The following is a 13,150-nucleotide window of genomic DNA, read 5'->3' on the forward strand; positions in this document are numbered from 1 at the left end:
AGGAAAAAGTTCATGTCAGGCAAAAATCTTACTTTTAAATTAATTCTGGATGGTGATAGCAAAGGTTTGGTAGCAGCTGCAAAGCAGTCTGAAGATGTTACTAAAAAAGTATTCGAAACCATTAGAACTGAAGCAAAGAATGTTCAAGTGGATGCATTGGTTGGTGAGCTCAATAAAGCCACTAAAGAAATTAGCAATCTTGGTGATAAGAGCACGGTAAGTGCAAGCCAGCTTCGTGATATGTCGATGCAAAGCCAACAAATGATTGGAGCATTGAATACTGAGCTTGTAGGTGCCCAGGCCGAGCTTGTTGAACTATCACAAACAAAAGCTACGCCGTCAGATATTCAAAATGCCGTTAATCGCGTTGCTGACCTTAAAGCATCGATCCAAAGTGTTGAGGCTGCATTTGGTATTTATGAAGCAACTGCCACCGATGCAATGTTGGGTGTGGATAAAGCTGCAAGTAAAACTATTTCTGAAGTTCAAAAATTTACGTCAGTAGATTTAACCAATATTGTTTCTGAAGCTCAGAGCGCCACTCGTGCAATTGACAGTATGGGGGATGGCGCAGTTGTTTCAACAAAAGAGGTGGAACGAATTGGGCAGTTAGGTGCAACTGCAATAGATGCACTACAAAAAGAATTAACTGCGGCTAATGTGGCCTGGAAGGCTTTGGCGGATTCATCCGATGATGTTTCCTTGGAAGAATTAACTTCTGCCAAGACGAAGGTATCAGCTTTAGAGCAAGCGCTAGAATTAGCTGAAACATCGATGCATGAATTTAGCCAAGCATCGCAGCAAGCCATTCCTGTGGTCGACAACTTAGATCAATCACTTGGCAAGGCAAATCAAGAGCTAAATGAGACTGAAACAGCATCTCAGCGCGTATCAAATGAAATACAAGGTTTAAAAACAGGTTTTACAGCGCTAACCGGTGCGCTTGCTACACTTGGGATTGGTACATCTGCAATGGAAATTGCTCAAACTGCGGATGAATATAAAAATCTATCTGGGCGTATTAATATTGCGATCGGTGAGCATGGCAACCTACAAAAAGCCATGGATGATGTAAAAAATGTAGCTATTGCGACCAATTCAAATTTAACAGCTACAGGTGACTTGTATTCTCGACTAACTAAGATTGGTCAGGAGATGAAATGGCCTCAAGAACAAGCTCTTGCTTTAACCGATACAATCAATAAAGCAATTCAAGTGGGTGGTGGGTCAGCAGCATCCAATGAAGCAGCAATTACACAGTTAAATCAAGCCTTAGGTTCTGGTGTACTTCGTGGTGATGAGTTTAACTCCATGATGGAGCAATCACCACGACTGGCTCAAGCATTGGCCGATGGTTTAGGAGTGACAACAGGTGCGCTTCGTGAGATGGCAAGTGAGGGTCAGCTTACTACTGATGTCGTAACCAAGGCGTTACTCAGCCAATCTGAAAAAATCAGTGCCGAGTATGCTAAATTCCCAGCAACGATTGGCGCTGCTATTGAGAACCTGAAAACAGCCTGGACTGTCTACATCGGTGAGGCGGATGCTGCTTCAGGGGCGAGTGAAAAAGTTGCCAATGCGCTGAAATACGTGGCAGAAAACCTCGATACGATTGTTTCTACCCTAACTTTAGCTGGTCAAGCTTTTATTGCCTATAAGGCGCTAAATATTGCAAGCGTGTTCCTTGATAAAGCAGCAGGTGTGAGAGCAGCATCTACAGCGATTGCGCAAGAAACAACAGTAGTGGTTGCAAATACACAAGCTCAAATTGCGAATGCTGCAGCTACACGGGGTGCAGCGACTGCCAAAACCCAGCTTGCCACCAATTCAGCGGCTGCAAGCACATCGATGGCTGCTACTGGTGGTTCAGTTATGAATCTCATTAGTCGACTGGGTGCATTGGGTATAGCGATTACAGCGATAGGTGTTTTAATACCAACAGTTGCAGTTCCTCTTGGAACGGCAATCGGTGAAGGGTTAGCTAAAAGTGTTGAAAAGGCTGAGATGGCATTTTCTAATCTAGGCAAAGCCTCAGAAGACAAAAGGTATTTAACAGCAATTCAGGAGTTGGAGTCAGCAACTAAAACGGAAGCTGCTCAAGCCAAGGTTGCAGCAGAAATTAAAGCGGAGCAGGCTGCTGCAGCTGAAAAGGCACGAGACAAAACCTATCAACTAACAGAAGAATGTAAAAAATTAATTGCGCAGTTTGATGAGTTAATCAAAAAAGGTGAGCCAACTAAAGAAGCGTTGGAAAAAATATCCAATGCTATGAAGTTTGATTCAACTAAAGGGATTAATGATTCGGTAACTGCCCTAATCGCTCTGCAAGAACAGGGAAAGATCACCAGTGAAGATCTTCAGTTAAGGCTTAGCCAGGCCTTGGATGGTAAGGATCTGTTGGTCTTTGAAACTAATGCTAAAGCTGCATTTGCAGGCACATCCAAAGAAGCAGAAAAAACAGCCGCATTAACTGAGGCAGTGATGAAAGCCTCTTTAGAGCGTACAGGTTTAAGCACAGAGCAACTACAAGGTAAGTTTTCACTTGCATTTCAATCGGCCAGTAATGATGTGCAGGTTGTGCTTAACAATCTTGATGCTTATAAGGCAAAGGGTATTGATACTGGTCTTGCGTTATCTGCAAACCTTAATAAAGCAATTGATACCGCTCAAACACGCGCTGAATTGGATTATGCGAAAAGCAAACTGATTGAACTTGAAAAACAAGGCTTAATTACTGGCGAGCAGGTCGCTCTTGGCTTAACTAAGATTGAGCAAAAAGCCAAACAATTGCCGGTAGCATTAAATCCAGTTCAAGCGGCTTTTAGTGCACTTGGGATACAAACTAAAGAGCAATTAAACGATGCTGCAACAAGTGCTCAGCGTAATTTTGATGTAGTGAGTAAAAGTGGTCAGGCAACAGCAGAGGCTATTAAGCATGCTTACACACAAATGCTGAACGCAACAATTGCAACAGGTGATAAAGCTCAGATTGCAATGGCTCAAGCCAAGGCTGCTTCACTTGGATTAGAAGTGCAAATTGATTCATCAGGTAAAGCATCAGTCAAAAGCTATGGTGAGCTTGAAGAATCCATTCACCGCGTGCGCCGTGCTTCAAGTGGTGCTGAAGATGGATTCCGCAACCTTGGCCAAACTGGTCGTGACGAGGCTGACTCGGTTAGAAGTGCATGGGAAGAAGCGGTTAGTGCAGCATCGAGTGGTATGCATGAGACTCGAAAAGGTACCAAAGGCAAGATGGCTAAAAATGCCGGGGATATCGAAGCTGAGCTTAAAGCCATGGGATATTCGGATGCAGCTGCTAAACAGTATGCAAAAGATATCTATGAAGGAACCAAGGGTGTAAATGGCTACAAGTCGTCAGGCTTTGGCTTCTTCGGTGGCTTAAGTAACGTGGAGCAAGTGAATGCAGAGTTAGAGCGTATGCAGCAATATGCGCCTAATAATGTGTCTACCAAGGCGAGTGGATTAGGCTCTTCATCAAAGAGTATTTCATATGAACTCAAACTTGGTAATGAAACAGTGCAACTAACAGGGTCACCTGAGAGTCAATCAAGCCTTGAAGCGATGCTTAAACAGTTGGGTACATTGAGTAAATCAACATGAAAATAAAACGCATCTCAACATCAGAAACCGTCTCAATTGAAGACGGTTTTTTTTGGTCTGATGAATTTAGCTGGAAAGCCAAAGAGCAGTCTTTGGAATATGCCATGGATGGCACACCGAATATTCAGGAAGGTACTAAGCTTTCAGGTCGGCCAATCACTTTAGTACCAGCTGACAGTGGAATGGGGTGGGCTTCATTAAGTGTCGTTCGTAAATTGCAGGCCTGGTCAGTGCTCAATGAGCAGTTTCAGATTCAATTTGAATGGGCACATGACACACGTACTTTTAATGTGGTTTTTAATCATGTTGATGGTGCTTTAGAAGCCACACCTGTGAAAGGCATACCACCTGTATCACTTGATGACCACATGAACTTAACGCTCAGATTTTGGAGTGAGTAATGCCAATTGAAACCAAAGATTTAGTGATCTATCACGCTGAGCGTGACACCGATAATGCTGATGGTGGTGGGAAATATAACGGTCAGATTGTGGCAGACGGATTAAGTAATAACTTATTCAATGACATTTCTGAACTAGATCGTACCGTCGGTGATGTATCGATGCGAAAGATCTTTCCAGCTGTAACCACGAATGACACTGACTTACTTATGGGTGCCACGGTATTTGTATCTGAGCTTCCGGAGGATCCAAATGTATCAGCATTATTATTCAGCACTGAGTCATGGACCGACGAACGCCAGGCTGCACAAAACAGAGTTGAAAATTACTTGGCTAAAGGTGGCCAGATTGCCGGCACGCCACTTGATACGCACTGGCAAGGCATGTCATCACTGCAAGTGGTAATGTTTCCACAAGAAACTGAATCCAGTGTCGGTGATACGATCGTGTTGATTTCAGATGAAGGAAAAGCACTTCAATTTGAACAGTACGTGCGAATTACTAAGGTTGATACCCGCACAGCAGTGATGGTAATCGATGGTAAAAATGTCGAATACAAAGTTGCGACCTATCAAATCAATGATCCGTTAGAGCGTGATTTTGTAGGTTTGTCGGCGCGTCAGTGGTATGCCGGTAATACACCGTCTAAAACTATTCTCCGCGATACGCTTGTTGCTGATACCGGCTTGTATTACTCATCAACTCAGTTGGCATCTGATGCAACCGTGGGTGAATACACGGTTAATGCGGATTCAATGTTTACCCAACTGATCCCATCTGCTCAGAGTGAAACACCGATTATCGATGTGAATGCAGCAGGCGAAAGTGTTGTTTTGGTACCGGGTAGTGATGGGTTGATTACGGTGAACTATGCATCGCAAGTCGTGAGTGAAAGTCAGAACTTATATATCGGTTCTGCAGTCATGCCAAGTTCTGTGTCATTTACCATGCAAGGCCAATCGATTACTGACCAAGGTGGATTGCTCAAGAACTCGCTTGGTACGCAGGTTGGTACGATCGACTATCAGCGTGGACTGGTGAAATGGACCTCTGCGGCACCAACCGGCACCATGAGTTTAAACATTGCGTTTAAGCCGGCAGCCGCACCGAATCAGTATTACCAGAGTAGTGCCATACCAGTTACTCAGAACAATCAAAGTACTAATTGGTCAGGTGTATTGATTCCGATTCCTGCGCCAGGTGCATTATCTATTTCCTATATGGCTCAAGGTAAGTTTTACGAGCTTAAGGATGATGGATCTGGACAGTTAAAAGCGGCAAACAGTTCTTTTGGGTCGGGGATGATTAATTACGAGACAGGATCATGGCTTTTAACTGCAGGCGCATTGCCCGATGTAGATAGTGTAATTCTGCTGAATTGGGGTACACCGATTGTGACTTTTGTACGCTCAAATTTGAGTGTTGAAAAAGCTGCCTTTGAGTTTGATCTAGGACATCTAGGGGTGTTACCGGGCGTGACGATTAATTGGTTGCTTGAAGGGGAAGCCAAAACGGCAACATCCAATGCTCAAGGAAGATTCACTGGTGATGCTGAAGGTTCAATAAATTATGCTTCAGGCAAAGGCAAAATTATACCTAACAAATTGCCGCAGAAATCGACAACTTTTAATGTGATCTATAACTTCGGTACTTCACTTTCACAAACAAAGAATGATGTGGTGCCTGATGCTAACCAAAAACTCGTATTCACAATTGGAACGGGATCGGCGATTCAACCCAACAGTGTTGAGCTGGAAATACCTGTATCTACTGAGACAGGAAATTTTGAAACCAATGTATTGCTGACGGATGTACCGGTGACTAGTTCATCGGGGAATTTAGTCAACACTCGTGGTGAAGTGCAAGGCAGTATCAACTACTCAACTGGCTTATGCGAAGTCACACCAGAAACGGTTTACAAGCAATTTATTACTAAATTTGAAGCAGCAGTTACTTATGGTACCGCTTAGGGGATTTCAATGGCTTTTTATAGTCCACAAACATCAAGTATTGTTGGCGAAGAAATTACTTTAAAGGCATTCAATACTGCTGATGTGAAAGTAAAGTACCGCGACACGTCAGGTTCAAATTCAGCTACACATACTTTAACGGCTGATAAGTTGAAATTAGATTTATCTTCCGGTTTTGATGAACAGATTTTAACGGGTTCAGCACGTTTTAAAGTGGGCAATGATACCTTTTTAGACCGCTCAGGCTTGTTGTATCGCAATGTGGATCCGGCAAACAACTCAGGCATTCAATCTGGTGTCATCCAGTATGGCACTGGTGTTGTTGAAATCGATAGCTGGACGCCGAATGCTGACAACAGTATTCAATTGCAGTCATTGACCACAACAACGGATTTACCGCCAGTCAATAAGATTGCATTTCGTACACCGGTAATTCCACTTCGACCCAGCTCATTAACCGTGGTCGTAGGCACGCTTGAGCATGGTCAGCTCACACTAACTGCCGATGAGAACGGGGTGATTGAGACATCCCGTGCTCATGGCCTGGTGAATTGGGACAATGGCTTTGTGCAGATTTATTTCTACACCAAAACTGAAGTTACAGTTGATAATCGTGCGGCGTTAGAAGCTGAAGACTGGTACGATCCACTGCTTGAATATGAAGAAGCCGGTAAGGTTTATATCAATGTGCCGGTATGGGTGGATGCTTCAAGTGTTCGCTATAACGCGATTGCTTATACCTATCTGCCGATTGATTCTGAATTGTTGGGTTTGTCTGCTACGCGCTTACCGATTGATGGGCGTGTACCAATTTTTCGTGTCGGTGGTATTGGTATTGTTAGTTCCACCAAGTCGCAGGAATTACCAAGTGCAATTGCTGGTACGACATATGATTTAAATGATCAGCGTATTGCGTGGTGTGAGCTTGAGGATGCAAACGGCGTTAAAGTGGGTTATGACCTGTACACCGTAGATTATGATTACGGTCGCGTGACGCTTGGTGGTGATTTTACGCTGTTGGGCTTGGTTGAGCCATTAACTGCCAAATATCGTTATCAAGATATGGGGCAGATCCGTGATGGGCAAATTAATGGCCAAGTCACTTTTACCAAGCCTTTGACGCATAACTATGAGGCCGACAATACGATCGTAGGCTCTGCATTGGTCATTAATGACATGCAAGCGCGTTATACCAAGAAATTCGTGCAGCAAACCTGGTCTAATCAATGGTTGGATGAACCGACAGGTACGCTAATTAGCGCAAATTACAATGATGCGCTATATCCTATTCAGGTCACGAATAAAGGCGCAATTCAAGAGCGCTGGTATATCCAATTCACAGATGGTACAAACTTTAAATGCGTGGGTGAATATACCGGTCAAATCGCAACAGGTGTCATTACGAGTGATTTTAGCCCAATTAATCCTGTCACCAATGCTCCTTATTTTGTGATTAAAAAAGAAGGTTGGGGGAGTGGTTGGGCCAATGGTAACGTTCTGCGATTTAATACCGTTGCTTGTAATTATCCTGTGTGGGTAATTCGCACAGTAAAACAGTCCGAACCTGCAGTAATTTCGGATGCATTCCAAATCATGCTGCGCGGTGATATTGATCGCGTTGTGTAAAATTTAAATCAAATATGGCCGCTTTATGCGGTCTTTTTTATGAGTAAATAAAAATGGTCGCAAGTACAGATATTAAGTTCTATGTGCACACCAACAATAACGCACCACAACTTCAGAATGCTTATGGCTCGATGATTAATGTGCTGGATGCTTGTTTAGTTGATGGCATCAATATTGGTACGATTTCATCATTAACAGCATCAGAAAAAGTAGTTACAGCCATATTTAGTTCTGCACATAATTTGATGCAATACCAAGTGATTAAAATCACAGGTGCAGCGCAGTCAGAGTTTAATGGTGAACATCGTATTTTAACTGTGCCAAATGCTCAGAGTGTGACCTTTGAGCTTGCCACTACGCCAAGTGCGACAACAGCTACAGGTACAATCAGTGCTTCATTGCCACCACTCGGTTGGGAGAAACCATTCTTTAGCAGCAACCCGAATGGTGGTGGTAAAGCAGCATATCGCTCTAAAAACTTATTGTTAGCGAGTCGGCCATTTCTTCGAGTTGTAGATGAGTTAGACCCTGCATACACAGCAACTTATGCAAAGTATGCAAAAGTAGGCATTGTTGAGGATATGACAGATATTGATGTGATGCTCGGTGTACAAGCGCCATTTGATTCTAATTTGCCGAATAAAAATTGGGTGGGCACAGGGTCTGGTGGTTCTGCTGTTAATGGTTGGTCAAAATGGTATTATGCAAGCAATGCAATTAATGCGGGGGATTCATCACCACCAACAACCAGCATTAAACAATGGTTATTAGTAGGGAATGGTGATTTCTTTTATATCCTGCCAAGCCATGTGCAGTCACGAAACCACGCTATACTTTACGGCTTTGGGTGTTTTGAGAGAGTCCTGGAAACTGATATTAGTAATAATTTTTTAATATCGACATACCGCTCGACCGGGGTCGGGAGTACTGCGTATAGAGGATCATATACAGGCGGTGTATCAAATGGGGTAAATGCAAAGTTGCTTTTGCAACGTAATTATTTGCAAGAAGCCAAACCTGCCGAGGCAAACTGCGAAGCATTAAGTGTGAAAGGACAAGGAGTTCTTGGCTCTGGTTCTGCAAATTATTTAACAGTGGTCACAGATGATGTGCTCTTTTCACCAGTCTTTATTAATGAAAATGTATTTAGGGGTAAGTTGCCGCTGATTAACTGGCTATACAGAGTTGAGCCGATTCCGCATAAAACACTTTTCGTGAAAAACAGTGAAATTTTTATGGGGTATCTAACTGAGGTTGAGAGTAGTAATTTCGGAGAGCTTGTCGTCAAGGTTGGTGATTTATGATTAAACTTAAGCCAACTTCAGCTCGCATAGAGCTAACAGCGACAAGATCGTCAGGTGTTGGTTTACATATAAGCGGAACAATCAAAGAGACCGGGGTAGGCATACCCTGCAGAGTTCGCTTGTTTGAAAAAATAAGTGGTAATTTGGTTGCAGATATTGCAACTGATCACATAGGGAATTATAGGTTTTCACAGTTAATGAAAACAAAATTTTTTATTGTCGCACATCATCCAGCCTCTCAATTCAACGCAGTCATTCAAGATAATGTGGTGCCAAAATGAGTAAAACATCAATCAATGCCCGGCTTGCCATGATTCAAGCCTTTGCTAGTTTTATGGATAGCGGCAACCAAAGTGCTACCGTTATTTTTTATGAAGACGTGCAGCCTGCTAGTCCTGCAGTCGCAGCAGATCCGGATGCTGCTTTAGTAACACTCACTTTTCCTGAGCCTTGTATTAAAGAAACCACAGCCACTTATGTTGAGCTACACCCGACAGATACAGCAACTGTAATTAAAACAGGCACTGCAACTTGGGCACGTATTTATAACGGTGCGGGTGAAGTCGCTGCGGATCTTACAGTGGGTGCTGACATATCACTGGCCAATACTAACTTAGTGCTGGGCGGCACACTGTCCATCACTTCAATAAAACTCAGACCTTAATTTTAAAAGGGTGCTCATGTGGATTTTAAAAATAAGCTCGGCACCGTTGATGCACACAATCTAAACTTAAACTTTAAACCTGATAACACTGACAGTCATAACATCATTCTGAATTTTGAGCACTTGGCCGGTGGCACAACCAATCTTAATTTTGGCGATGATGTTTCAGCTGAGGTTGATGCGGTATTAGATACTGATTTTGGCTTTGAAGTCACCGCAGTCTATGCAGATAGTGGTGCCAATACTGCAGTCATAGATACAGTGCTGGATTCCGAGTTTAGCTTTAAAGTTGTCGCAGTCTTTAAAGACAATATTGATGTCATTGGGCAGATTGATACCGTCCTAGACACCAGTTTTAGCTTTGAAATTGTTGCTGAATTCGCTGAAAACCTATGCACGATTGATACTGTTTTAGATACCGAGTTTCAATTTCAAATTGAGGCAGTATTCGACATTAATCACATCGTTGGGGTGTCTTATGGATTTGATGCCAGTTATCAAAAGGCAATCGCTGCTTTAAGTGTCACAGCAATACCATGGGCAAAACCAATTTTAAGAGTCTCAAATGAGGCTCTTTTTTTTGATAAGAGTTTAGTGGTCTCAAGTATTTCAAATGTTGAATTTAATGAGGCGACATTGCTGAGCAAAGCTGTACGAATACTGCATGAGCAAGCAACGGGTTTAAGTTCTGATGTACAGATGGTCTGGGAGCAAGGCGAGACGCGCTTTATTCATCAACGTTATGTACATCAGGACACGATCAAGCTACGCCATAACCGCGAATCAAAATGGCAGGAAATGATTCGTCGGCGTAAGCAATTCACCTATTCACACAAAGTGGCTGAGCAATTTGAAAAGCGATTTTCATTCGAGTGGGATAAAGGTCTGGAGATTATCACCAAGTCTGAATTGCCTTGGGATAAAGCTAAATCCATTCATTACAGAAAACATCCAGTTCAACCTTGGCCAAAGCCCGAAACACCCAAATACGCGGGTGATGGAAATCTCAACTTCATTTGTTTGTGTACTGAGGTTGATGCTCACAATGTCATTTTAAATTTTGGTGCGGATGATTGTATTCCTGCACTACCGAATAAAAACTGGTGGTATATCGTGAATAGTTTAAGTGCAGAACGCTTAGATAATGGTGAGCCGATTAAAGTCATTAACGGCACTTATAACTGCAGCCGTAGTACGTGGTGCTGGTCATATTCAATTACCGTGGCGCACACGGAGAAAGAAAAACTACAGCCAATCAATGACCAACCGGTGATTTTGAAATTAATGATTAATGGCTTTGAACATCATGTATTGCTTGAGACCGAAACGGAAACGATTAAGTTCGCGAATAAATCTTATACCTATGATGGTCGAAGTGTCACGGCACTCAATGCAGCGGATTACGCGGCTAAACGATCATTTATTCAAGATAATGAGCGAACGTCGGTGCAGTTAGTTCAAGCAGAAATTGATCGAGCTCAATCCGGTACTGAACTGGACTGGAAGTTGATTGATGACGTCGGCTGGATCGTACCAATTGAGAGCCTAAGTTATGCGGAACTTGCGCCAATGGATGCAATAAAGCAGGTTGTTGAAGCTGGTGGTGGTTTCATCTACAGCCAAAAGTCAGGTAATACGCTTTCAATCTTGCCTCGTTATAAAAAGGGCTATTGGGATGCAATGACTGTGGACGACTATGACATTCTGATTTCACAGAGTATCGTGATTCAACAAGTCATTGAACAAAACAAGGATTACATCGCCGACTTCAATGCCATTAATGTCGTGAATAGTCGAAGTGGTGACAGCCTGACTGTGAAACAGCGAAATACTGCAGGTGATGTTCCTCTTGAAGCTGTGAGTGGTCCAATGTTTGATGTCGTGTCAGGTGCAAGCTTTGGCAAGATGGAGTTAATCAAAGCCAATATTCAAGAATTTCACACCTTGTCAGGTTTACCGGTCTCTCAAGAAATTGGTGAGTTGTTGCCAGGTAAAACCATAGCATTCCATGGACAGTGGTGGGGTATGATTGATTCTGTAAGTGGTTCATTTAGTCATGGCAAAGTGACGGAATCCATCAAAGTGGAGCGCATCCATCGTGACTAATCCTTTATTTGAACTTCGTAAACTGTTGAATCCAACTCATACAGAATTAATTGGAATAATTACTTCTGCAAGCCATCCTGAATATCGTGTTCAAGTAGATGGAGGATCTGGACCAGTACTTTGTACTAGCGGTACAGCCTACAATATTGGGCAACGTGTATTCATTTCAAATCAACAAATCATACGACCAGCTCCATCAGGACAACACAGTCAGATAGAAGTTTGAATCATTTAAACAATGGCACCGAAAGGTGCTTTTTTTATGCCTAAAAATTAGGGGGCGACATGTCTGAAACGACAGCAGCGGTGGCAGAAACATCAGCTGCAGCTTTGGGATCAAAAGCAACAGTGACCGGTGGAGCAGCAAGCTTTGCCGGTTTTTTTATGGGCATTGATTGGATGGGGTGGGTAGGTATAGGTGTTGCCGTGCTGGGCTTACTCATTAATGTTTATTTCTCATGGCAACGAAATCAGCGCGAAAAAGAAATTCACGAGCTTACTAAGCGAAAATTAAACGGTGAATGCAATGTCAAACAAGACTAAGTTGATTGTAACAATGATCACAGCTATCAGTGCAACCGGCCTTTACTACACACAAAGCAAAGAAGGCACTGTTTTAGTCCCATACAAAGATAGTGTTGGCGTGGCAACTATTGGTACAGGCACTACGGTGTACCCAAACGGTCAAAAAGTAAAAATGACCGATCCAAAGATTACACCCAAACAAGCAACGGAATATCTGAAATTTCACATTAACAAAGATGCCAAAAAATTCAATAAAACGCTTTTGGGTGTTCCGCTTTCACAAACTGAATATGACCTATATATGGACTTCACTTATCAGTTTGGAACTGGTGCATGGTCGCAATCTTCAATGCTACGAAACTTAAAGCAAGGCAAGTATGTGCAGGCATGTAACTCATTGTTGAAATGGAAATATGCAGCAAAACGTGATTGCTCAGTTCGGTCAAACAATTGCTATGGCGTTTGGATTCGACAATTAGAACGTCATCAAAAATGCATAGGAGCACAGTAGATGCCAATACTCACAGTTTTATGGAAATATAAAACATGGATCGCAATTGCGGTCTTTTTTGTTTTATACGTGGGGCAAATTGCCTATACAAATCATCTAGCTGGAAAACTGCGCAAGGCAGATGAGCAATGTAATGCAAAAATCCAAGAAATTGAGCAAAAGCACCTTAAAGCTTTGGCTGAAAAACAAAATCTAATCAATCAGGTAAGTGCAGACTATGAAACACTTAAATCAGAACAGCTCATTAAAACAGAAACAGTCACACGTGAAGTTCAAAAAATCATTGAGCGGCCTATTTTTCGCAACAACTGCTTTGATGACGACGGCGTGCAGCAACTCAACTCACTTATCGCCAGTGGTGCCAGCAAACCTCCTTGAGTCATGCGCAGATCTGCAACAACTAGAGTCTGGGCAGGGTAAAG

At 42.7% G+C, this 13,150-nt stretch carries 12 protein-coding genes; all 12 read left to right on the forward strand.

The genetic code is table 11. From position 1 onward, the window contains the following. The first annotated feature begins 12 nt into the window (after positions 1-12). The 12 genes from FTV37_RS17890 to FTV37_RS09355 are packed head-to-tail and all read left to right on the forward strand — an operon-like array spanning position 13 to position 13,106. On the forward strand, positions 13-3,621 hold the full coding sequence (locus tag FTV37_RS17890) for a tape measure protein (RefSeq protein ID WP_257224268.1): 3,609 nt from the start codon (positions 13-15) through the stop codon (positions 3,619-3,621). Next, complete coding sequence (locus tag FTV37_RS09305) at positions 3,618-4,022, forward strand: hypothetical protein (RefSeq protein ID WP_180063625.1); 405 nt, start codon at positions 3,618-3,620, stop codon at positions 4,020-4,022. Before FTV37_RS17890 ends, FTV37_RS09305 begins: the two co-directional genes overlap by 4 nt. Continuing rightward, on the forward strand, positions 4,022-5,992 hold the full coding sequence (locus tag FTV37_RS09310) for a hypothetical protein (protein ID WP_180063626.1): 1,971 nt from the start codon (positions 4,022-4,024) through the stop codon (positions 5,990-5,992). The genes FTV37_RS09305 and FTV37_RS09310 overlap by 1 nt, the downstream gene beginning before the upstream one ends. 9 nt (positions 5,993-6,001) lie before the next feature. After that, positions 6,002-7,618, forward strand: coding sequence for a hypothetical protein (locus tag FTV37_RS09315; RefSeq protein ID WP_180063635.1), 1,617 nt, complete (start codon positions 6,002-6,004; stop codon positions 7,616-7,618). Between the two features lie 53 nt (positions 7,619-7,671). Further along, complete coding sequence (locus FTV37_RS09320) at positions 7,672-8,922, forward strand: hypothetical protein (protein WP_180063637.1); 1,251 nt, start codon at positions 7,672-7,674, stop codon at positions 8,920-8,922. After that, a complete protein-coding gene (locus FTV37_RS17895) occupies positions 8,919-9,203 on the forward strand; it encodes a carboxypeptidase regulatory-like domain-containing protein (RefSeq protein WP_257224269.1) in 285 nt (94 codons plus the stop codon). The genes FTV37_RS09320 and FTV37_RS17895 overlap by 4 nt, the downstream gene beginning before the upstream one ends. Continuing rightward, on the forward strand, positions 9,200-9,586 hold the full coding sequence (locus FTV37_RS09330; RefSeq protein WP_180063639.1) for a hypothetical protein: 387 nt from the start codon (positions 9,200-9,202) through the stop codon (positions 9,584-9,586). Before FTV37_RS17895 ends, FTV37_RS09330 begins: the two co-directional genes overlap by 4 nt. 18 nt (positions 9,587-9,604) lie before the next feature. After that, positions 9,605-11,692: a hypothetical protein gene (locus FTV37_RS09335; RefSeq protein ID WP_180063641.1), complete on the forward strand. Its 2,088-nt coding sequence runs from the start codon at positions 9,605-9,607 to the stop codon at positions 11,690-11,692. Then, positions 11,685-11,918: a hypothetical protein gene (locus FTV37_RS09340; protein WP_180063643.1), complete on the forward strand. Its 234-nt coding sequence runs from the start codon at positions 11,685-11,687 to the stop codon at positions 11,916-11,918. Before FTV37_RS09335 ends, FTV37_RS09340 begins: the two co-directional genes overlap by 8 nt. A 59-nt stretch (positions 11,919-11,977) precedes the next feature. Beyond that, positions 11,978-12,235, forward strand: coding sequence for a holin (locus FTV37_RS09345; RefSeq protein WP_180026358.1), 258 nt, complete (start codon positions 11,978-11,980; stop codon positions 12,233-12,235). Further along, the gene (locus FTV37_RS09350; protein ID WP_180063644.1) at positions 12,219-12,728 is read left to right on the forward strand and encodes a lysozyme; all 510 of its coding nucleotides are present in this window, start codon (positions 12,219-12,221) and stop codon (positions 12,726-12,728) included. The genes FTV37_RS09345 and FTV37_RS09350 overlap by 17 nt, the downstream gene beginning before the upstream one ends. Next, the gene (locus tag FTV37_RS09355) at positions 12,729-13,106 is read left to right on the forward strand and encodes a hypothetical protein (protein WP_180063645.1); all 378 of its coding nucleotides are present in this window, start codon (positions 12,729-12,731) and stop codon (positions 13,104-13,106) included. Positions 13,107-13,150: the final 44 nt, after the last annotated feature.

The organism is Acinetobacter sp. YH16042, from assembly GCF_013417245.1.
GTDB lineage: Bacteria > Pseudomonadota > Gammaproteobacteria > Pseudomonadales > Moraxellaceae > Acinetobacter > Acinetobacter amyesii.